Raw genomic sequence first — 19,356 nt, 5'->3', positions numbered from 1 at the left:
GCCGCTGTCGAGTGCGACGCATTGGTTAGAGCCTCGCCTTCACCCAGGGGTGAGCGAAGAATTGGTCGTTGGTGTCGAATAGCACCGCGTCCCATCCGGCCGTTTGCGCCACATCAATGACCTTCTGCGTGTCGTCGAAAAACAGCGGCGGCTGGTCAAAACGTCCCATTCGCTCATCGGCAAACGCAAAGAAGCCCTTGTGCGCCTTGGTCATGCCAATGCGGGCCGAATAGAAGATGTCCTCGAAAATTTCGCCCAGGCCCAGCGTTTGCCACAGCCATTGGGCGCGCATGTGGTCCTGGTTGGTGGCGATGAAAAGGCGCACATCGCTTCGGGCCTTGAGCGTGCGGATGGCGTCAAGCAGTTCAGTGTTCAGCGTGCTGTCGTTGGCCAGCCAGTACTGGGCGAACGCCATGGGCGAGCCTTTGTAGCCCAGGCCGGGGAGCCGCTTGTCCAGGGCCTCGATCAACGCCATCTCACCAATGACCACCTTCTTGATGAAGATGTCGAAGATGAACTCCTCGCGGAAGCGGTCGGGATCGACGCCCAGGTCAATCAAGAGATTTTCGTCCCAACGGCGCTGTCGATCCGGTCGGGCGTGATAGCCATGCACCAGCACGCCATCAACGTCGAAAACAAGGGCGCGGGTCATGCGTTGTGGTCCTGACGAAGTGCTTTTTTCAGGGGGTGGCGGATGCCCTTGCCAGCCATTGGCTCATCTTTGAAGCGGGCGATGACATGCAAATGCGTGTGGTCCACCGTTTGCCCGGCAACGGCACCCACATTCCAGCCGATCGTATAGCCGTCAGGCGCCCACGAACCCAATGCCTGTCGGGCGCCTTCGATGGCCATTGGCAGCTCGACCCATTCTGCCGCGTCCATTTCGAGCGGTGTCGTGCCATGTCGCCGCGGAATGACCATGGTCGAGTGAGGTAGGGCGGGGTCATTGCTCCTGAGGACGTAGAAGCGTTCCGTCTCGAAAATAGGTGCGTCGGATAGCAACTGATTGTGCAGGCAGAATCGGCAGGCTTGTTCGCTCATCGGCCCTTGCCCGGCATGGCGCCCAATCCGTTGAGCACTTCTGGCGGGATGCCGAGATCGAGGATGACGTCAGTGTGCCGGCGGAAGCCGATCAGTTCGCGCTGCACGAAATAGGCCCAGACGGCCTCACGTGCTTCAGCCAGCCGGTCCGCGCCCGATTTCAATTCCGCCAGCGCCTTGATGACGCGCCGTTCGGCGGCGCTCAGCGAATTGGCGCGCTCGGCCTGGATTTCATGATCGAGGGCTGCGGTGCCGGCCTCTGGCCGAACCATGCGGATCAGGTCGAGGGAATCGCGCAGCCCGGACACGGATCAGTCCGGGACGACTGTCTGGAGGGCCAGGGCATGCAGTGCGCCGCCCATGTCGCCCTGCAGGCTCTCATAGACCTGCTTGTGCTGCTGCACCCGGGTCTTGCCCCGGAACTGCTCGGATTTCACCGTGGCGGCCCAATGGTCGCCGTCACCGGCCAGATCGCGGATTTCAATATCGGCATCGGGCAGGGCGGCCTTGATGCGGCGCTCGATTTCGCTTGCGTCCATGGCCATGTGCTGTCTCCCGCTGTCGTAAATGGTGGCTGGGTCGAAACCTGAGCCGATGTCATTGATATGGCATGCGGAAGAAGCGTCTTCAACCAGCGCTATTGCGCAGGTGTCGTCTCTTGCTCAGGGGCCACTGTCGCGCCGATGCAGCATTCGGCGTCCAGCTTTGTGGCAAAATTGGCGATGATGAAATCGACGATAGGCCGTGCCTGTTCGGCCTCAGCGGTGGCATAGAGGCAGTCGAGAATATAGCCGCGGCCATTGGAGACCGTCTCTGTGTGCACCACGGTCAAGGGCACGCCCATGGCTGATTCCGGGCTGCTGCCGTCATAGATCAGCGCCGTGGCATCCTGGTAGGACGTTATGCCCTTGGCGCCCATGACAAAGCCCGGCATGATTTCGGCCCAGGAGGTGGCCACGTCGCCGTCATTGATCTGGTCCAGCGCAGTCTCGGCGGTCCAGCCGGTGTCTTCCACCGGCACGACCCGCATTTCGCACTGCAGGGGCGCCTCGGGGTGATTGATGACCAGGGGATCTGCGCCGCCGCCGGAGGCGATCATGGGTTCGGGATAGATCAGCGTATAGGGCAGGGCCGGCAGGACGGAGCGTGTGACAACCACGCTTTGCGCCGCCGCCAGTGCGGGAGAAAGGACAAGGCTCAGGACGGCCAGTGCCGCGACAGCATTGTACTTCATCATCAATTCCTTAGAAAACGCCGTTCTTTGAGCCAGCAAAGCGGCCCAAAGAACGGCGATCATATGGCAGTGCCGGTGAATTGCCAGCTTAGCCGTTCATATAGCTGGGGAACCAGCTTTCGTGGGCACCGGTCAGCGTGGCAACCGGGACGGCTGTTGCCGCGCCAAGCGTCAGCGTCGTTCCGCCGGTAGAGCCGATCCAGGGCGCGAAAATGCCCAGGGCCTCAGCCTCTTTCCACAGCGCTGCGATCTCGGGCCCCTGCGGGTCGAGATTGAGCGTCACCAGATAGCGGCCCTGATCTTCGCCGAAGAAGGTGAGGATCGGGTCATTGCCCTCGACGTCGGTCACCGTCGCGCCGATGCCGCCGGCCATGGCCATTTCGGCCAGCGCCACGCCAAGCCCGCCGTCGCTGAGGTCGTGACAGGCGCTGACCACGCCGGAGCGGATCAGCTTGCGCACGAAATCGCCGGTCTTCTTTTCGGCGGCAAGGTCGACATGGGGCGCGTCGCCATCGCGGCGGTCAAACAGGTCGCGCAGATAGACCGACTGGCCCAGATGCGTGCCGCGCTCGCTCGGGCCGCCAATAAGCAGGATCGGCTGGTTTTCGGCGGTAAAGCCGATGCCGACGCTCTGCTTCCATTCTGGCAACAGACCTACGCCGCCGATGGTCGGGGTCGGCAGGATGCCGCGGCCATTGGTTTCGTTGTAGAGGCTGACATTGCCCGAGACGATGGGGAATTCCAGCACGCGGCAGGCTTCGCCAATGCCCAGGACGGCCTTGACGAACTGGCCCATGATTTCCGGGCGCTCGGGATTGCCGAAATTGAGATTGTCGGTGGCCGCCAGCGGCTCGGCGCCGGTGGCCGTCAGGTTGCGCCAGCATTCGGCAACGGCCTGCTTGCCGCCTTCATAGGGGTTGGCCTCGCAATAGCGCGGATTGACGTCAGAGGAGAAGGCGAGGCCCTTGGTATCGTGGCCTTCGACGCGGATGACGCCGGCATCGCCGCCAGGGCGCTGCATCGAATTGCCCTGGATCAGCGTGTCATATTGCTCATAAACCCAGCGGCGCGACGAGCACTGATGCCCGCCGACCAGCGCCAGCAGCGCCTCGGCAACGTCCATCTGGGGCACATCATCCTTGGCCAGTGCGGCCGGAGTCTTCGGTTCGGTCCAGGGACGGTCATATTCAGGCGCTGCGTCGCCGAGGTCCTTGATCGGCAGGTTGGCGACTTCATCGCCCTGCCAGAACACGCGGAAGCGCAGGTCGTCTGTGGTCTTGCCGACCGTGGCGAAGTCCAGCTCCCACTTTTCAAACACCTTGCGGGCCTCGGGCTCCTTCTCGGGGTGCAGCACCATGAGCATGCGCTCCTGGCTTTCGCTGAGCATCATTTCATAGGCGGTCATGCGCTCTTCGCGCACCGGCACCTTGTCGAGGTCCAGTTCGATGCCGAGGTCACCCTTGGCGCCCATTTCCACGGCCGAGCAGGTGAGGCCCGCCGCGCCCATATCCTGGATGGCGATGACGGCGCCGGTCTGCATCAGTTCAAGGCAGGCCTCGAGCAGGCGCTTTTCGGTGAAGGGGTCGCCGACCTGTACGGTGGGGCGCTTTTCCTCGATATCGTCGCCGAATTCGGCCGAGGCCATGGTGGCGCCGCCGACGCCATCGCGGCCGGTCTTGGCGCCGAGATAGACCACCGGCAAGCCGACACCCTTGGCTTCGGAATAGAAAATCTTGTCGGTGTCGGCCAGGCCCGCCGCGAAGGCATTGACCAGGTTATTGCCATTGTAGCGGGCGTCGAACTCAACCTCGCCGCCAACGGTGGGCACGCCGAAGGAATTGCCGTAGCCGCCGACACCGGCCACGACGCCATTGACCAGGTGCCGGGTCTTTTCGTGCTCGGGCGCGCCAAAACGCAGCGCATTCATGGCCGCCACCGGGCGGGCGCCCATGGTGAAGACGTCGCGCAGAATGCCACCCACGCCGGTCGCCGCGCCCTGATAGGGCTCGATGTAGCTCGGGTGATTGTGGGATTCCATCTTGAAGACCACGGCCTGACCGTCGCCAATGTCGACGACGCCGGCATTTTCGCCCGGGCCCTGGATAACGCGCGGCCCCTTGGTCGGCAGGGTGCGCAGCCACTTCTTCGAGCTCTTGTACGAGCAGTGCTCGTTCCACATCGCCGAAAAGATGCCCAGTTCCGTATAGGTCGGCTCGCGGCCGATCAGGTCGAGGATCTTCTGATATTCATCCGGCTTGAGGCCATGGCTGGCGACCAGTTCGGGGGTGATGGCGATGTCGTTACGAAGGGTCATCAGGGGCAGTTCCGGGGCGGAGGTCAGGAAATGGCAGCCCGGCGCGCCAGCGCCCGGTCAATGCCGATGGTGATCAGGTAGAGAATGGAAAGGCCGATGGCGACCATGACCACATTGATGGCCACCTGCCCATAGCCCAGCTCGAACGCATTGAGCGTGGGGTAGGGATAGGCATTGGTCAGAGCGCCGCGCGCCAGCACATAGGCCAGGTAGACCAGCGGCGGCACCAGCATGGCCGGCAGGGCGGCATAGTCGAGCGCTCCATGCTTCTGCGTCACGCCCCACCAAAGGAGGTAGAAGATCGGCGTCACGTAATGCAGCAGGTAATCGCACACGAGAAACAGGCCTTCGGGCTGCCAGATCGGGCGCAGTAGCACATGGTAGAAAATCATCACCAGCGCCATGACGCCGGCCATCATGGCCCGCGTTGCCGGCTTGCGAAACCAGCTCAATCCGGCCCAACCGGCCAGCGCCGAGAGGTAGACCAGCGTGATCGCGATATTGGTCAGAATGGTGAAGAAGCTGAAGAACTGCACCAGCGCTTCGGGCAGGTTCATGCCATTGGCCAGATAGGCCGGAATGGAGATGGCGAACTGCAGGCTCAGCGCGACGAGGCCGAGGAGGAGGCCGGCCAATGTCATCGCGCGGTCCAGCATCATCGCTGCCTCACGCCACCTGCTGGAGAACGGTGGCGAACAGGGCCCGGCCGTCATCCCCGCCATGAGCGGCTTCGATCAGGTTCTCCGGGTGTGGCATGAGGCCAAGCACGTTCTTTTCGGCATTGAGGATGCCGGCAATGTCGTTGATCGAGCCATTGGGATTGGTCCCTTCGGCATAGCGGAAGGCGACGCGGCCTTCGCCCTCGATCTGCTTGAGCGTTTCGGCATCGGCAAAGTAATTGCCATCGTGATGCGCCACCGGGCAGCGGATGATCTGGCCCTTGGTGTAGCCCCGGGTGAAGTCGGTATCGGCGTTGGTGACCTCGAGCTTGACCTCGCGGCAGACGAATTTGAGCGAGGTATTGCGCATCAGCGCGCCCGGCAGCAGCCCGGCTTCGATCAGGATCTGGAAGCCATTGCACACGCCCAGCACTCTGGTGCCCTTGGCGGCGCGTTCACGCACCTTGTCCATGATGGGCGAGCGGGCGGCGATGGCGCCGCAGCGCAGATAGTCGCCATAGGAAAAACCGCCGGGAATGACGATCAGGTCGGCGTCGGGAATGTCGGCGTCCTGGTGCCAGACCACGGACGGCTTGACGCCCCCAATCTTGGTCAGCGCCGCGATCATGTCGCGGTCGCGATTGAGGCCTGGAAACACGATGACAGCGGCCTTCATCGGTCAATCCTTATCTCTGTCAGGGGTGCGCGAGGCCCTTGTGGTGAGTCTTGCTCAAAAAGGCAAGGGTCTGCGCGCGGGACACCGCTAAAAGCCCATGGAATGTGGCGCGAAAGTGGAACCCCGCCACATATTGGGTCGTTCCGCTATGTGATCAATGTGGGAGGAAAGACCATGCAACCCCAGACCCCGACAAAGGGCGCGCCCATGACCGTGCGTGGCGCCGATGGCAAGCCGCATCTGGTGTCGGACATGAAACGCGAGCCGCGCCCCGTGCCGCCGCCACGTATCCGGCCCATCGTGCCCAATATCTTTCACACGCCGGACTGAGCCTATCCAGGTCGCCATGAAAAAGGGCCGGTCACTGGACCGGCCCTTCGCTATTCTGCCGGCACAGCTGTGGTTGCCGGTTGCCGGGCAGTGCCGGGAAGATGCGCCCAGGCGGGTCGCTCAAACAGGAATTTGCCGAGGCCCAGTTTCTGGGTCATCCACCACAGCGCCAGCGGTGCGCCAATGGCGACGAGCATGGTGAGGAGGCTGACGGTATTGACCTCCTCGATGCCCAGGCGCAGCAGAATGGTGCGCGCAATGCCCATGGGCAGCACGAAGGCGACATAGACAACCAGCGATTTTGATCCCAGCCAGCGCAGCCAGCTCATAAAGGGCAGGCGCGCCAGAAGCGCAGCACCCACGCAGATGGCGGCCGAACCGGCAAGGGCCATGATCAGGTGCAGGCCGGGCAGGGCGCCCCAACCCATTTGGATATGCACCGGGTCCATGCGGAAGCCGGGCGAAAATACCATCACCGCGTTGACCACCGCCCAAAGGGCCAATACGCCCAGGGCCGGCAGCACATGATCGCCCGCCCAGCCCGCCAGGCGGAACAGCTGTGGCGCGAACACTGAACCGGCGTAGAAATAGACGAAGTACTCGGCAAACTGGTCCACGAGATAGCTACCGGTGTGGATGCTCGCCATCTGCAAGACGGCGGCAATTGCCAGTACGCCCCAATGCGGCGCCCTGGTTTCGTGGAGGAATTTTGCCACCAGGCCAAAGACCGCCAGCATGTAGATGAACCACAACACGCCATAGGGCTCGATAATGGCCCAGGCCAGCGCGCCTGCCGCGCCCGTCGGGTCACGACCGATCAGCGCTTGCTTGAAGACGATATGGATGACCGCCCAAAGCACATAGAAATAGAGGTAATGCACCACGCGCCGGTCGGCAAAGCCCTTCCATGGGCGCGCGATCACCTGGCCCAGGAACAGCCCCGACAGAAGAAAGAACTCCGGCATGCGGAACGGCATGGCGAAGGCAATGGTCCAATGCAGGAACCCCGCCTGGCCGGTATCCTCGCCAACGCTGGCCGCGCAATACATGGTGACCACGAGAAAAATGGACAGACCCTTGGCCATGTCCACCCAGTCTAATCTATTTGTATCGTTCGGCATTTTCCGCGTCCCTTTTTGCCAGACCGTAGCCCCGCCGCGTAAACACGGCGGTAAAGGTGCGCGCTGCGCAGCTCGGAAATCGCTCGCGTGGTAAGGAGAGTCTTGCCCAGATCTATTCAATGCGAAATGCCGTGGCCGCTTCAAAGTCGAAACTTGTCTTGTACCCAAGCTGAACCGCAGTCGAGCCGCTGCGCTCGAGATACCCTACAACCTGGTCGCATTTTATGCAGATCAGCCAGTACGGCTTGGGCTTGTTCAACACACTATCGGCATAGACCATGGGCGAATGAGTTCGCCACTTGATCGCGTCGGCTGTTTCTCCCGAATTTGCGTTTATCATGCGGATGTCGTTCTTGGCCGCCCATTCAGGGATCGCCATGTCGGGCCAGCCGACCAAATCCAGCTCCGGATTGAAGTCTGGTCCGGCATCCCTAGCGACGATGGCGTAGAGATCGTCCTTGGTCCAGACTGGATTGGCCAATCGCTGGCCAACAAGGGCGAGGCCAATCGCGACCTGGGGCACAAGCAACAGTATAAGGACCCAACGCCGGACCGGTGTGATCCCTGCCGTCATAGTGGCGAGGAAACACAACATTGTCATGAACGCCGCATGCCAAGGTGAGCGGCCGTAGATCACCGCGGCGGCGAGGGAGAAGCAAATAAGAAGGCCCAGAAGTGCCACGAGCAAGGCTTTTTGAGTGTGGAAAGCAAATGTCAGGGCTGCAACCGTCAGGACAGCCACCAGCGGACCGCGCCACGTCTCGAGCATCACGGCCCAACTGAGATTGTGGAGAGTGTCCACGAGCAAATCCCCAGTTTGGGGGCCGGTCGTCGGGTTGCCGAGACCAGATAATACGGCGATGGCGCCGAAGAACAGTGCCAGCAGCGAGGGCGCTAGCAGGTCAACGATGCGTGTGCCTTTACCGTGCTGGAAAACCAGCCAGAAGGCGAAGAACAAACCGGAGAAGAAATGCAGGCCGCAAGCGATCGCAAGAACCCATGTCGCCGCCAGTGACCGACCGCTTCGATCCAGCCAGAGGGCGGTCAGCAAGCAGGTGAAAACCAGCGCATAGGGGCGGAAGTGGTAGCCCCAGTAATGCAGCACGGCGAAGCTGAACAGAATGAGCGCCAGCAGAATGACTTCGCCCCGAAGCAGGCGGCAGAGCAGCACCGCGTTGAGGATGGCGATCCCCGTATTCAGATAGCGGGCCTGTCCGAAATCGAACACGCCTGACAGAGCTTTCAAAAGCCAGTGCCAGAGCGGTGGATGACCTTCGCCTGGCAAAATTAGCAGGTCGAGCGGATTGGTCGCCCCCGTGGCGAGCAGCCAGGCCTGTGCCTCGTCCACCCAGGGGTCATGGGCGACGACCAGTGCAATCTGCAGAATCGCATAAGCGGAAACGATGATCAGAGCGACGATTGTGTCCGCCCGGCTCGGTGACGTGACGCTGTCCGATGGCTCAGGCGACCTGGCGCGGAACCAGGCGTTCTTCAATCTTGACAGTGCCTGCATCGCCGCCCTCGTGATATTCAGCGTCCTCGTTGACCGTCCAGACGTCATGCTGGATCGCACCAGCCACGATGTTGCGGGCCGTTAGCATGCCCGTCATCATGGCATGGTCCTGATTGTTGTATTTGTGCATGCCGTTGCGACCGGCCAGATGCAAATTGCTGAAGCCAGCCTCCAAGCCCTCGGCAATTGTATCGACATTTAATTTGTAGGCATCATCGTAGACCGGATACGCCTTAGGTTGGCGAACCACCGAACCGTCGATGATGTCCTCCGAGCGAGCCAACCCGAGTTGGGATATCTCGCGCTTAGCCCGCGCGATGAGGTCGGCGTCATCCATGTCCCAGGTGTCGTCGCCGGCATTGCAGAAGTATTCCATCCCGTAGCAGGCAGTGTCGGCATCGGGGACCATGTCCGGGGACCAGGACTTGAAATTCTGTATCCGGCCGACCATCACTTTGGGGTCGTGAATGTAGATCCAGTTGTCGTCAAAACTTTCCTGGCCGCGCAGTATTAGTCCAACGATGAGGAAGTCCCGGTATCGCAACCCCGCGGCCGCCTGCGCGACTGCGGCGTCCTTGTCCGCGCCCAGTAACCGCACCAGTTCGTTGATGGCGGCGGTGGAGACGAGGTGATTTGCCGTTACCTTTGTTTCACGGCCGTCAGCGTCGGTTACAATGGCCACCCACTGTCCGGTCTGCTGGTGCTGAGTCAGGGCGGTAATTGTAGATCCCATCATCACCCTGCCGCCTTGGTCGACTATTTTGTCGCGGGCGCGTTCCCACATCTGACCCGGCCCCAGGCGCGGGTAGCGGAAGGAGTTGATCAGCGTCTTGATAATCTCGCCTTTGCTTTCGGGCTTCTGGCCGATACCAAAACTTTGGACAATGGCTTGATACAGATTGAGCCCTTTTATTCGCTGGGCTGCCCAGTCGGCGGAAATCTCTGAGCACTTCATACCCCAGACTTTTTCAGTGTAGGTCTTGAAGAAGATTTCGAAGAGCCGGCGGCCAAAATTGTTGACTACCCATTGCTCGAAGCTGACGACATTGCGATAGGGGCGCACCTTGGCCCATCCATAGGACAGAACACAACGCACTGCTTCTATGGGCCCCAACTTAATCAATGCGTCCATGGCACGCAGCGGATAGTCGAACAGTTTGCCATTGTAATAGATGCGACTTGAACGAGGACGCTGCAGCATCTCGTCGCCCATGATTTCGGTCCACCAGGCCTCGACTTCGGCGCTCTTGGAAAAGAAGCGATGTCCGCCAATGTCGAACCGATAGCCCTTGTAGTTTACCGTGCGGGAGATTCCGCCCACATACTCGGGATCGCGCTCGACAATGGCGACGCTTCGCCCCGCCTTGGTCAACTCATAGGCCGTGGTAAGACCTGCCGGACCGGCGCCGATGATGAGAGTTTCGACATGCATCAGGACACCATTGTTGTTCGAGCGCGGAGACGGTTCCGAAACCCGCCAGCGAAGGAAATGTGGCGATGGGCGAGGAAGGAATAGATGGTCACGAGACCCACGGCCCCCAGATGGGCCAGTCGCTCTATCGGCAGGGAAATTGGAAGGGTCAGAAGGAAGGCAAAGACCGGAAGGCCAAGGAGAGCTGCCAGGGAATAGGCGACGACAATGCGCAGCACGGCCGTGGAGATCGACACGCCTAGAAATGTCAAGAATTGCTGGTGCACCCTGCGCCCGTCAGAGCGAAAGACGAATCGGCGGGACAGCAGGAAATTGACGCTGAGTCCGCACGCCGCGCCGATGGCGATCGCTAGGCCGAGGGAGAGAGAGATATTTGCCGCCAGGAACTGGAGGCACAGCTGAACCGTCGCAACATCCACCACGGTGGCTGCTCCGGCGGTCAGCAGATATTTTGAAAATGAAGCCAAGTGCTATTCGTTCACGCCAGAGAGTTTAGACGTGAAGCTAGCTGGGTGTGGCTTAACAAAAGGTCACTAAAACATTGTCGGGTAACAGATCCGCAATGTTCTACTTGGGACCTGTCTGGTTTTAGACCGGCACGGAGGCATAGGCTGCGAAAAGCAGGCCCATGGAGGCAAAGAACATGACGGAGAGAGCGATCTGGGTTTTGCGCATAGTCATACGGTCCTGCGCCGGAAAGGGGCGCGAATGAGTTGTAGCCGGTAAGGCGTTAATTTGAGATTTCGACCGAGTAGTTTTCGATCACGGTGTTGGCGAGGAGCTTGTCGCACATCGCATTGATTTGGGAACGCGCAGTTTCCGCGTCGGTTCCCTCAACCTCGAAATCGAAAACCTTGCCCTGGCGCACGCCGGCAACCCCGGCAAAGCCGAGACTTGCCAGCGAGCCTTCGATGGCCTGGCCCTGAGGGTCGAGAACGCCGTTCTTGAGCGTGACGATGACGCGCGCTTTCATACCAGCTTCCCTAACTTACTGGACCAGGCGCGGACCGGTGGTCAGCGCATTGTCGTTCTCAACCAGGATGCCGAGGCGCTGGGCGACCTCACGATAGTTTTCGACGAGGCCGCCCAGGCCTTCGCGGAAACGGTCCTTGTCCATCTTGTTGCGGGTCTTGATGTCCCACAGGCGGCAATTGTCCGGGCTGATTTCGTCAGCCAGCACGATGCGCATCAGGTCACCTTCATAAAGGCGCCCGCATTCGATCTTGAAATCGACCAGCTGGATGCCGACGCCCATGAACAGGCCCGTCAGGAAGTCGTTGATGCGAACGGCCAGGCTCATGATGTCATCGAGCTCGGCCGGGGTGGCCCAGCCAAAGGCGGTGATGTGTTCTTCCGAGACCATCGGATCGCCCAGGGCATCGTCCTTGTAGCAGAATTCGATGATCGAGCGGGGGAGGCGCGTGCCTGGCTCGAGGCCGAGGCGCTTGGCCAGCGAGCCGGCGGCCACATTGCGCACGATCACTTCGAGCGGGATGATCTCGACTTCCTTGATCAGCTGCTCGCGCATGTTGATGCGGCGCAGGAAGTGCGTCGGGATGCCCAGGTCGTTGAGCTTGGAGAACACGAATTCGGAAATCCGGTTGTTCAGCACGCCTTTGCCGTCGATGACTTCGTGCTTGGCGCCGTTGCCGGCGGTGGCATCGTCCTTGAAGTACTGCACCAGTGTGCCCGGCTCGGGACCCTCGAACAGGATCTTGGCCTTGCCTTCATAGATTTTGCGTCGACGGTTCATGGCGAATCCGTTGCCTCGAAAAGGGTGGGGTAAGTTGGGCGCTTCATGCGCCAGAACGGCACAAAAAAGCAAGGCCTTTCCTTGCCGGCCCTTGCGCGGGTCATGCCGTCGCAGCCATGCCCGGGCCGTTGATTTGCGGCTGCGAACCGCCTATGTCCACACTCGAATGCCGATTGGACGGCAGCACAGCCAAGTGGGAGTGACCATGAGCGGGTTCGACGAACGCAAGAAGGGCCAGGAAGCCAAGTTCGCCTTCGACGCGGAAAAAAAGTTCAGGGCGGAAGCGCGCCGCAACAAGCTTCTGGGCCTGTGGGCTGCCGAGCTGATGAGCCTGGAAGCCGAGGCCGCCAAGGCCTATGCCACCGAAGTGGTCGCATCCGATTTCCAGGAAGCCGGCGACGAGGACGTGTTCCGCAAGGTATCCGGCGATCTCAAGGCCAAGGGCGTCGCTGTGAGCGACGAAGCGATCCGCGAAAAAATGCTGAGCCTGATCGCCACCGCCAGCGAACAGATCGCCTCTGAAGGCTGATCAACCTCATCGCACGGAAATGGAAGGCCCCGCCGGGATGACTGGCGGGGCCTTTTGCGCTTAAAGCCGCTGCATCAGCCTTGTGAACATCAGCAGCCCCTCCGGCCAGGGGCCGTGGCCGGAATGGACATTGATATGCCCGGCATTGCCGGCCTGATGAAAGTCCGAGCCCCAGGCGCCGGCGTAGTCAGCGGCGCATTCGAGCGAACAGAGCGGGTCGCTGTCCGAGATCACCAGCAGCGAGGGGAAGGGCAGGGGATCGCGCGGCACGAGGCCGAAGGCCCGGGCTTCCTCGGGCACGTCCTTATTGCTTTCAATGTCGGGGGGTGACACCAGGAACGCGCCCTTCACCTTGCCTTCGGGCAGGCGAGCGGCCGCCTGCACCAGCGCGATGCAGGCCAGCGAATGGGCCACCAGCACCACGGGGCGCCTCGCCAGTTCCACCGCCTTGACGATAGTGTCGGTCCAGTCCTCGGGATCGGGCTCGTCCCATTCGGCCTGCTCGACAATGGCAGCGGTGGACATTTTCTCGGCCCAACGCAATTGCCAGTGCCCCGGGCCGGAATTGCCCAGCCCCGGCAGGATCAGGATATCTGCGTCGGCTATTCTCATTGGCCAAAGACCCGCGCAAAGATCGTAGCGACATGCTTCAGATGATAGGCGTCGTCGAACATGGCGTCGATTTGCGCATCACTCAGAGTCACTTCGGGGTCGCTCTTGAGGTTCTGGGCAAAGAGGCCCGCGCGGTCGCCGCGATGCTCCCAGACCTTCATGGCATTGCGCTGCACAGCGGCATAGCTGTCCTCGCGGCTATAGCCGGCCTGGGTCAGCGCCAGCAGCACCCGCTGGGAATTGTGCAGGCCGCCGAGCAGATCGAGGTTCTTGCGCATATTTTCTGGATAGACCACCAGCTTGTCGATGACCCCGGTCAGCCGCGCCAGCGCGAAGTCGAGCGTAATCGTCGCGTCGGGGCCGATCATGCGTTCGACCGAGGAGTGCGAAATGTCGCGCTCATGCCAGAGCGCCACGTTTTCGAGCGCCGGGACCACCATGCCGCGCACGAGGCGGGCGAGGCCGGTGAGGTTTTCGGTCAGCACCGGGTTGCGTTTGTGCGGCATGGCCGAAGAGCCCTTCTGGCCGGGCGAGAAGAACTCTTCTGCCTCCAGAACTTCGGTACGCTGCAGGTGGCGGATTTCCACGGCCACGCGTTCCACCGAAGAGGCGATGACGCCCAGCGTCGCAAAGAACATGGCGTGGCGGTCGCGCGGGATCACCTGGGTCGAGACCGGCTCGATGGAAAGCCCGAGCTTTTCGGCCACATATTCTTCCACCGACGGATCGATATTGGCGAAGGTGCCGATGGCGCCCGAAATCGCGGCAGTGGCGATTTCGTCGCGGGCCGCGACCAGGCGCGCCCGGTTGCGCGAAAACTCGGCATAGGCTTCGGCCAGCTTGACGCCAAAGGTCGTCGGCTCGGCATGGATGCCGTGGCTGCGGCCGATGGTGATGGTATTCTTGTGTTCCAGGGCGCGCTTTTTCAGCGCCGCCAGCAGCGCATCGATGTCCGCGAGCAGGATATCGGCGGCATTCTTCAACTGCACCGACAGCGTCGTGTCGAGAATGTCCGATGAGGTCATGCCCTGGTGCACGAAGCGGGCTTCGGGCCCGACGATTTCGCTCAGATGCGTCAGGAAGGCGATGACGTCGTGCTTGGTGGTGCGCTCGATTTCGTCGATGCGCGCCACGTCAAACCCATAATCGCCGCGCTCGGCCTTGCGGGCGTTCATCACGTCCCAGATCTTTTCGGCGCTTTCCTTGGGCACGACGCCCAGTTCGGCCAACTTGGAGGTTGCATGCGCCTCGATCTCGAACCAGATCGCGAAGCGGCTTTCGGCCGACCAATTGGCAACCATTTCGGGACGGGAATAGCGCGGAATCATGGGTTTAGCCTTGCAAGGTCAGAGTTTGATTCAGTTTTTGGCGGAGTTACCCCCACCCTCATTCCCTCCCCACAAGGGGGAGGGAGGCGCAAGTACAGGCGCCGGTGTTCATCGTCTCCCTCCCCTTGATGGGGAGGGATCAAGGGTGGGGTGGGGCCACTGGCTCGATGCCCTGTTTAAACCACCATCCCCGTTGCCGCCTCGCGGATCGCCTTGATCCGCCCGGCATAGGCCTTCGGGTCATTCCCGCCGTAAACTGACGATCCGGCCACCAGCACATTGGCGCCGGCATCGACAATGGCGCGGGCATTGTCTGCCGTCACGCCGCCATCGACTTCCAGGTCAATGTCCCGCCCGCCGATCAGCGCCCTGGCCTGGCGTAGCTTGGCGAGACTTTCGGGAATGAAGCCCTGCCCGCCAAAGCCGGGATTGACGCTCATGATCAGCACCAGGTCACAATCGTCAATGACATGCTGGATGGCCGAAACCGGCGTCGCCGGATTGAGCGCCACGCCGGCCTTCTTACCCAGCGCGCGAATGGCTTGTAATGAGCGGTGCAAATGCGGCCCGGCCTCGGCATGCACGGTGATGATATCGGCACCACTCCGCGCAAAATCGGCCAGATAGGGGTCTGCCGGGGCGATCATCAGGTGCACGTCGAACACTTTGTCGGTCACGCCGCGAATGGACTTCATCACCGGCGCGCCAAAGGAAATATTGGGCACGAAATGCCCGTCCATCACATCAACATGAATATAGTCGGCCCCACCCTCGACAATCGCCTTCACCTCATCCCCCAGCCGCGAAAAATCCGCGGACAGAATGGACGGCGCAATGCGAAGCGGGCGCGTGACAGTCATGGGCACCTCGGCAGAAACGGATGCCGGTGCTGTAGCGTGGGAGAAGGGCAGGGGCAAGGGGCGGGGTGCACTGGGCGTCCCAATTGATGCGAGGGATGGCCCGCAGGGCGATCCGAGCAAGGCAAGCACCAATGCCGAGTAGAAAAGCCCCGGCAGGGGCTTCTCTGGCTCTAGTCTGACTGGGTCCTAGAACTCGGACCAGTCCGGGGCGATGGCGGCATTACCCTCAGTCCGTAGTGACCGTCTCGGCTGTCCGGTGCCAGCCGGTGCGTCGGTGTTGAGCCGGAACACCGAAATAATCTGGTCCAGTTCGACGGCTTGTGCCTCGGTCTGTTCAATGGCAGCGTTGGTCTCTTCGACCAGTGCGGCATTGTGCTGGGTCATTTCATCCATCTGTCGAACGGCGGTGGTGACTTCCGCTATGGCCGTTGACTGGCCGGTGCTGGCCGTAGCGATCTCCGCGATCAATGCAGAGTTTTCCCGAACGGCCGTGAGGATAGCCCCGAGCTTGTCTGCGGCACTTGCCACCAGCCTAGTGCCGCCATCGACTTCCTGCCCGCTCTGCTCGATCAGTTGCTTGACCTCCGACGAGGCCTGAGCCGCCGATTGGGCCAAACGCCGAACCTCCACGGCCACCACCGCAAAGCCCTTGCCGGCCTCACCAGCACGAGCCGCTTCGACCGAGGCGTTGAGCGCGAGCAGATTGGTCTGAAACGCAATGTCGTCGATCATGCCTATAATGTTGGATATCTTGGACGACGACTGGGTGATGCGCTGCATGGCGATGGTGGCGGCATCCATGACGTCGCGGCCTTCCTCGGCAATGCCTGCTGCGGAGCGGGTGCGCTCGGCGCCAACTTCGGCCTTGCGAGCGGTTTCAGTAACCGTGGTTGCCAATTGCTCCATGGCGGCCGAGGTTTCCTCGATTGTTGCCGCCTGACGCGTTGTGCGCTCGGATAAATCATTGGCGCCTGCGAGGATCTCGCCGGTGGCCGTCTTAAGCGCCCGTGAGGTAATGCGCAGTTGAGTGACGAGGTCGGTGAGTTTGTCGCCAACCAGGTTGGTGTCGTCACGCAGGGCGGCAAAGACGCCGCGATAGTTGCCTTTCATGCGTTGGGTCAGGTCCGTCCGGGCCAGGGCCGACAGGACGCCGCCTGCCTCGCCGAGCGCCGCATTGGTTGTTTCAAGTACGCCATTGAAATTGGCCGCGATGCGGGCGATGTCGGGGTCAGGGTAGGTGGCCTCGATCCGGCGGGTGAAGTCGCCACCGGCAGTTGCGGCAATCACACCATCGAATTCGCGCTGGAACTCCATCATCATTTCGGCGCGCATCTGGGCGGTCCTGACACGTTCTGTTTCTTCTGCGCCGAGGGCCGCAATCCGAATGCCATTCTCCTTGAAGACCTGAACGGCTGCGGCCATTTCGCCAATTTCGTCCTGTCGGCTCACGAAGGGCACGGTGGTTTCCAGCCTGCCGTCGGACAAGGCCGTCATGCTGGCGGTGATCCGGCGCAGAGGGCCGGTGGTGCGGGCGATCGCCACCCACAGCCCAATGGCCGCCAGAGCCAGGCCAAGCGAAAGCATAGCCGCGCCAACGCCCAGCGAGATCTGCGCGCTGCCAATGGCGTCAGTGGTTACCGCACCTGCAACGGTGACTGACGTTGTGGCCAGCTCAAGCAGGGTGTCAATGGCGGCCGTGGACTGGGCAACCCATTCCGACGCTGTCACTGGATAGGCGCCGCCTGTCGTGCCGGCTGCGTATATTGGCAGGCGCAGTGCTTCGAATGTGCCAAAAAATTCCTGGCGCACGATGGCCGCTGCTGCTTGCAATTCCGGCGCAGCACCTTCACGGCCCAGATAGGCCTCAATATTGAACCAGGCCTGCTCAACGCGGCCGCGATTGATACTGAGGGTGTTGAGCATTTGGGCGCTGATTGGGGCGCCTGATGCAATAATGCCGCCAATCAGCGCACGTTCGCGGCCAGAAAATTCGCTCATGGTCCAAACCTCGCCGCGCATGGTTTCCAACATGGCAATGCGCGTAGCGGTGGAATCAGCAACGAATTTGGCGCCCTCGCGCAAATTTTGCGAGGCTATGATCAGTCCGGTCATGGTTGGGACCCAGGTGGCCAAAAGCTCGGGCGGACGGGCCGTAAGGGGCTTTGCGAGTGCAGCGTCAGCTTCGACACGAAGGGATACGACCTTTTGCGCCGCGGTGGTCAGGGCAGATACCAGCTGCTCACGACCTTGGAATTCTGCCTGTGTCGCTACGCGCGCGAGCGCAGCGGTCAACGCAGCATCGCCTGCCTCCCGGCGGCCGGCGATTTGCTCTGAAACGGCAGCCGAGACCGGGGCCTCGGCGGACAATGCTGTGTTAGTGAGGCCACGCTCCAGCGCCCAGGCGCCTGCGCTGGTCAGCAGCAGATCGGACGTTTGTGCCGACTGGGCCATAAGGCCAGCGTCCCTGTGTCCGGCAAAGGCCGTGACGGCTTCTCGCCCCGCAAGCAATACCAAACCAACAGAAAGAAGGCAGACAATTCCGATCAAACTACTTTGTATGCTTAGTCGCTGGGCAATCATGGCCGAATCTTAGGCAATATTGAAGATGTCAATGTTTTGCGCCCGAGTGGTTAACGAACTGCCGTCACTCAGGTTTGCCGGCGCGGGTGGCTTTCCACACACCCGATTTGGATTCTGCGGCGAATGGTGATACCCCACGCGCGGAGCGGCCGTCCGGTCGCATACGCCTTCCAGGTTTTCGGCGAGGCGCAACTCAAGTTAGGAAAGTTTTTGCAGGTTCAGGTTCGCGACAATAATGTCGAACAGGCGCTCCGCGTCTTGAAGAAGCGTCTTCAGCGCGAAGGCGTTTTCCGGGAGATGAAGCTCCGCAAGTATTTTGAAAAGCCCTCTGAAGAGCGCGTTCGCCGCAAGGCAGAGGCTATCCGCCGCAATCGCAAGGCTGCGCGCAAGCAGGCCATCCGTGAAGGCCTGATCGCTGCACCCAAGCGTCCGCCTCGTCCCGGTTTTGCTCCGCGCACCTAAAGCAGGTCATCGTTTCGTTGAAACGTTAAGCTGCTCCAGGTCCTTGTTTTGTCACGCTTCTGATCCGCAAACCGTTACCACTTTTGCGAGAAGCGCTTCAGGCGCGTGTCTCTAGCGGCCGGGCCTTCTGGCCTGGCCGAGAGTTTCCATCTGCCGGTGCAGCCGGCGGATTTGCCGGGACCCAAGGGTGAGATTTCCCACCCTCAGCATGGCTCCGCGCAGGCTCACAGGCGCAGCCTGTTCCATTGCAAAGCGGACCGCCTTGGCGGTCGAGCCAAAACGGCGGGCGCCCTGGGCGCGTGCGGTTGCACTATCGCTCCCAAGGAAAAGCTCCCCGGGGGCATTCAGAATATCAAAAGTCATAAGTCGTCTTTCTTCCGGCTCGGGGCCGGCGGTCAGCGCGTCTTGCGCGCCAGGGGATAATCCTGCGCGTCATAAAGCGCGCGGATATGGTCACCCTCAAATCTATTGTCACCGCATTCGATGGCCATGCCGCGCAAAGCAGCGCCAGGCATGTCCTCGATGGCGAAGCGGATGGCTTCGGCAGCGGAGTGAAATCTGAAGTAGCGCTCATTGCGCGTCTTCAAAGTGGATACGCTTGAAAAAAGTTCTGCGGGTGCGGACCAGTCGAGGTCCGAATTCACCGCTTGTTGACGGCAATGCTGAAGACGCTTGCGCTGTCTTCAAACACGGTCTTCATGGCGGCACTCGGGGAGAGGTCCGCCTCTTCCACCACGCGCTCATTGCTCTCGCCCCAGGATTTGACCCGGTAAAGCACGGGTCCCTTGTCATGGGGCAGGCAGTTGATGACTTCGCAGGGACCCGAGGGTCGGTTGCTATGTCGCGGGGCCGAACGCAGTTCCAGCATCTGACCGACTTTATAGCGGTGCGGCATGGTGCGCTCCTTCAATC

General features: G+C 61.3%; 23 protein-coding genes. 3 read left to right on the top strand and 20 right to left on the bottom strand.

Going from position 1 to position 19,356, the window contains the following annotated elements:
* Positions 1-25 precede the first annotated feature (25 nt).
* The 8 genes from NIM87_RS08160 to purQ all read right to left on the bottom strand — a co-directional run bounded on the left by NIM87_RS08160 (position 26) and on the right by purQ (position 5,924).
* Positions 26-652, bottom strand: coding sequence for an HAD family hydrolase (locus NIM87_RS08160; protein WP_254674161.1), 627 nt, complete (start codon positions 650-652; stop codon positions 26-28).
* Complete coding sequence (locus NIM87_RS08155; protein ID WP_254674160.1) at positions 649-1,041, bottom strand: HIT family protein; 393 nt, start codon at positions 1,039-1,041, stop codon at positions 649-651. Before NIM87_RS08155 ends, NIM87_RS08160 begins: the two co-directional genes overlap by 4 nt.
* Positions 1,038-1,349, bottom strand: coding sequence for a DUF6665 family protein (locus NIM87_RS08150; RefSeq protein WP_254674159.1), 312 nt, complete (start codon positions 1,347-1,349; stop codon positions 1,038-1,040). The genes NIM87_RS08155 and NIM87_RS08150 overlap by 4 nt, the downstream gene beginning before the upstream one ends.
* A 3-nt stretch (positions 1,350-1,352) precedes the next feature.
* On the bottom strand, positions 1,353-1,586 hold the full coding sequence (locus NIM87_RS08145; RefSeq protein WP_254674158.1) for a BolA/IbaG family iron-sulfur metabolism protein: 234 nt from the start codon (positions 1,584-1,586) through the stop codon (positions 1,353-1,355).
* A 92-nt stretch (positions 1,587-1,678) separates the two neighbouring features.
* Positions 1,679-2,275 carry a hypothetical protein gene (locus tag NIM87_RS08140; RefSeq protein WP_254674157.1) on the bottom strand — a complete coding sequence of 199 codons (597 nt, stop codon included), beginning with the start codon at positions 2,273-2,275 and terminating at the stop codon, positions 1,679-1,681.
* A gap of 88 nt (positions 2,276-2,363) precedes the next feature.
* Positions 2,364-4,589 carry a phosphoribosylformylglycinamidine synthase subunit PurL gene (purL, locus tag NIM87_RS08135; RefSeq protein WP_254674156.1) on the bottom strand — a complete coding sequence of 742 codons (2,226 nt, stop codon included), beginning with the start codon at positions 4,587-4,589 and terminating at the stop codon, positions 2,364-2,366.
* A 23-nt stretch (positions 4,590-4,612) separates the two neighbouring features.
* On the bottom strand, positions 4,613-5,248 hold the full coding sequence (locus NIM87_RS08130; protein WP_254674155.1) for a Pr6Pr family membrane protein: 636 nt from the start codon (positions 5,246-5,248) through the stop codon (positions 4,613-4,615).
* 7 nt (positions 5,249-5,255) lie between these two features.
* Positions 5,256-5,924 (bottom strand): phosphoribosylformylglycinamidine synthase subunit PurQ, encoded by a 669-nt coding sequence (gene purQ, locus NIM87_RS08125; protein WP_254674154.1) that lies wholly within the window; start codon positions 5,922-5,924, stop codon positions 5,256-5,258.
* Positions 5,925-6,098: 174 nt separating this feature from the next.
* Here purQ and NIM87_RS08120 point away from each other — a divergent pair, with 174 nt between their 5' ends.
* Complete coding sequence (locus tag NIM87_RS08120) at positions 6,099-6,254, top strand: hypothetical protein (protein WP_254674153.1); 156 nt, start codon at positions 6,099-6,101, stop codon at positions 6,252-6,254.
* A 50-nt stretch (positions 6,255-6,304) separates the two neighbouring features.
* Here the strand turns inward: NIM87_RS08120 and NIM87_RS08115 are convergent, their stop codons facing one another.
* The 6 genes from NIM87_RS08115 to purC form a co-directional block, all read right to left on the bottom strand.
* Complete coding sequence (locus NIM87_RS08115; RefSeq protein ID WP_254674152.1) at positions 6,305-7,375, bottom strand: acyltransferase family protein; 1,071 nt, start codon at positions 7,373-7,375, stop codon at positions 6,305-6,307.
* Between the two features lie 112 nt (positions 7,376-7,487).
* On the bottom strand, positions 7,488-8,888 hold the full coding sequence (locus NIM87_RS08110) for a hypothetical protein (RefSeq protein ID WP_254674151.1): 1,401 nt from the start codon (positions 8,886-8,888) through the stop codon (positions 7,488-7,490).
* Entirely contained in the window at positions 8,836-10,320 is a 1,485-nt protein-coding gene (locus NIM87_RS08105; RefSeq protein ID WP_254674150.1) for an NAD(P)/FAD-dependent oxidoreductase, read from the bottom strand. Before NIM87_RS08105 ends, NIM87_RS08110 begins: the two co-directional genes overlap by 53 nt.
* Complete coding sequence (locus tag NIM87_RS08100; RefSeq protein WP_254674149.1) at positions 10,320-10,787, bottom strand: GtrA family protein; 468 nt, start codon at positions 10,785-10,787, stop codon at positions 10,320-10,322. The genes NIM87_RS08105 and NIM87_RS08100 overlap by 1 nt, the downstream gene beginning before the upstream one ends.
* A 263-nt stretch (positions 10,788-11,050) precedes the next feature.
* Positions 11,051-11,293 carry a phosphoribosylformylglycinamidine synthase subunit PurS gene (gene purS, locus NIM87_RS08095; RefSeq protein ID WP_254674148.1) on the bottom strand — a complete coding sequence of 81 codons (243 nt, stop codon included), beginning with the start codon at positions 11,291-11,293 and terminating at the stop codon, positions 11,051-11,053.
* A gap of 15 nt (positions 11,294-11,308) precedes the next feature.
* Positions 11,309-12,073, bottom strand: a complete 765-nt coding sequence (gene purC / locus NIM87_RS08090) for a phosphoribosylaminoimidazolesuccinocarboxamide synthase (RefSeq protein WP_254674147.1) — start codon at positions 12,071-12,073, stop codon at positions 11,309-11,311.
* Positions 12,074-12,278: 205 nt separating this feature from the next.
* On the opposite strand from purC, the gene NIM87_RS08085 reads away from it, so the two are divergent.
* Positions 12,279-12,602 carry a DUF1476 domain-containing protein gene (locus NIM87_RS08085; RefSeq protein ID WP_254674146.1) on the top strand — a complete coding sequence of 108 codons (324 nt, stop codon included), beginning with the start codon at positions 12,279-12,281 and terminating at the stop codon, positions 12,600-12,602.
* Between the two features lie 60 nt (positions 12,603-12,662).
* Here NIM87_RS08085 and NIM87_RS08080 read toward each other — a convergent pair whose 3' ends face one another.
* The 4 genes from NIM87_RS08080 to NIM87_RS08065 all read right to left on the bottom strand — a co-directional run bounded on the left by NIM87_RS08080 (position 12,663) and on the right by NIM87_RS08065 (position 17,853).
* Positions 12,663-13,214 (bottom strand): RBBP9/YdeN family alpha/beta hydrolase, encoded by a 552-nt coding sequence (locus NIM87_RS08080; RefSeq protein WP_254674145.1) that lies wholly within the window; start codon positions 13,212-13,214, stop codon positions 12,663-12,665.
* A complete protein-coding gene (gene purB, locus NIM87_RS08075; RefSeq protein ID WP_254674144.1) occupies positions 13,211-14,542 on the bottom strand; it encodes an adenylosuccinate lyase in 1,332 nt (443 codons plus the stop codon). Before purB ends, NIM87_RS08080 begins: the two co-directional genes overlap by 4 nt.
* Before the next feature lie 176 nt (positions 14,543-14,718).
* Entirely contained in the window at positions 14,719-15,402 is a 684-nt protein-coding gene (rpe, locus tag NIM87_RS08070) for a ribulose-phosphate 3-epimerase (RefSeq protein WP_254674143.1), read from the bottom strand.
* A gap of 186 nt (positions 15,403-15,588) precedes the next feature.
* Entirely contained in the window at positions 15,589-17,853 is a 2,265-nt protein-coding gene (locus NIM87_RS08065; RefSeq protein WP_254674142.1) for a methyl-accepting chemotaxis protein, read from the bottom strand.
* Between the two features lie 339 nt (positions 17,854-18,192).
* Here NIM87_RS08065 and rpsU point away from each other — a divergent pair, with 339 nt between their 5' ends.
* Positions 18,193-18,444, top strand: coding sequence for a 30S ribosomal protein S21 (gene rpsU, locus NIM87_RS08060; protein WP_254674141.1), 252 nt, complete (start codon positions 18,193-18,195; stop codon positions 18,442-18,444).
* 395 nt (positions 18,445-18,839) lie between these two features.
* Here the strand turns inward: rpsU and NIM87_RS08055 are convergent, their stop codons facing one another.
* Complete coding sequence (locus tag NIM87_RS08055; RefSeq protein WP_254674140.1) at positions 18,840-19,031, bottom strand: hypothetical protein; 192 nt, start codon at positions 19,029-19,031, stop codon at positions 18,840-18,842.
* A 53-nt stretch (positions 19,032-19,084) separates the two neighbouring features.
* The gene (locus NIM87_RS08050; protein WP_254674139.1) at positions 19,085-19,339 is read right to left on the bottom strand and encodes a hypothetical protein; all 255 of its coding nucleotides are present in this window, start codon (positions 19,337-19,339) and stop codon (positions 19,085-19,087) included.
* Positions 19,340-19,356 lie beyond the last annotated feature (17 nt).

The sequence above is a fragment of the Devosia ureilytica genome (genome assembly GCF_024273195.1).
In the GTDB taxonomy this organism is placed as follows: Bacteria; Pseudomonadota; Alphaproteobacteria; order Rhizobiales; family Devosiaceae; genus Devosia; species Devosia ureilytica.
This window is presented reverse-complemented; position numbering and strand designations above follow the sequence as displayed.

Excerpts from the sequence above, each read along its gene's own strand:
- NIM87_RS08160 (WP_254674161.1), bottom strand. The coding sequence starts at position 652 with ATGACCCGCGCCCTTGTTTTCGACGTTGATGGCGTGCTGGTGCATGGC.
- NIM87_RS08155 (WP_254674160.1), bottom strand. The coding sequence starts at position 1,041 with ATGAGCGAACAAGCCTGCCGATTCTGCCTGCACAATCAGTTGCTATCC.
- NIM87_RS08145 (WP_254674158.1), bottom strand. The coding sequence starts at position 1,586 with ATGGCCATGGACGCAAGCGAAATCGAGCGCCGCATCAAGGCCGCCCTG.
- NIM87_RS08140 (WP_254674157.1), bottom strand. The coding sequence starts at position 2,275 with ATGAAGTACAATGCTGTCGCGGCACTGGCCGTCCTGAGCCTTGTCCTT.
- purL (WP_254674156.1), bottom strand. The coding sequence starts at position 4,589 with ATGACCCTTCGTAACGACATCGCCATCACCCCCGAACTGGTCGCCAGC.
- NIM87_RS08130 (WP_254674155.1), bottom strand. The coding sequence starts at position 5,248 with ATGATGCTGGACCGCGCGATGACATTGGCCGGCCTCCTCCTCGGCCTC.
- purQ (WP_254674154.1), bottom strand. The coding sequence starts at position 5,924 with ATGAAGGCCGCTGTCATCGTGTTTCCAGGCCTCAATCGCGACCGCGAC.
- NIM87_RS08120 (WP_254674153.1), top strand. The coding sequence starts at position 6,099 with ATGCAACCCCAGACCCCGACAAAGGGCGCGCCCATGACCGTGCGTGGC.
- NIM87_RS08115 (WP_254674152.1), bottom strand. The coding sequence starts at position 7,375 with ATGCCGAACGATACAAATAGATTAGACTGGGTGGACATGGCCAAGGGT.
- NIM87_RS08110 (WP_254674151.1), bottom strand. The coding sequence starts at position 8,888 with ATGCAGGCACTGTCAAGATTGAAGAACGCCTGGTTCCGCGCCAGGTCG.
- NIM87_RS08105 (WP_254674150.1), bottom strand. The coding sequence starts at position 10,320 with ATGCATGTCGAAACTCTCATCATCGGCGCCGGTCCGGCAGGTCTTACC.
- purS (WP_254674148.1), bottom strand. The coding sequence starts at position 11,293 with ATGAAAGCGCGCGTCATCGTCACGCTCAAGAACGGCGTTCTCGACCCT.
- purC (WP_254674147.1), bottom strand. The coding sequence starts at position 12,073 with ATGAACCGTCGACGCAAAATCTATGAAGGCAAGGCCAAGATCCTGTTC.
- NIM87_RS08085 (WP_254674146.1), top strand. The coding sequence starts at position 12,279 with ATGAGCGGGTTCGACGAACGCAAGAAGGGCCAGGAAGCCAAGTTCGCC.
- NIM87_RS08080 (WP_254674145.1), bottom strand. The coding sequence starts at position 13,214 with ATGAGAATAGCCGACGCAGATATCCTGATCCTGCCGGGGCTGGGCAAT.
- purB (WP_254674144.1), bottom strand. The coding sequence starts at position 14,542 with ATGATTCCGCGCTATTCCCGTCCCGAAATGGTTGCCAATTGGTCGGCC.
- rpe (WP_254674143.1), bottom strand. The coding sequence starts at position 15,402 with ATGACTGTCACGCGCCCGCTTCGCATTGCGCCGTCCATTCTGTCCGCG.
- NIM87_RS08065 (WP_254674142.1), bottom strand. The coding sequence starts at position 17,853 with ATGGCCCAGTCGGCACAAACGTCCGATCTGCTGCTGACCAGCGCAGGC.
- NIM87_RS08050 (WP_254674139.1), bottom strand. The coding sequence starts at position 19,339 with ATGCCGCACCGCTATAAAGTCGGTCAGATGCTGGAACTGCGTTCGGCC.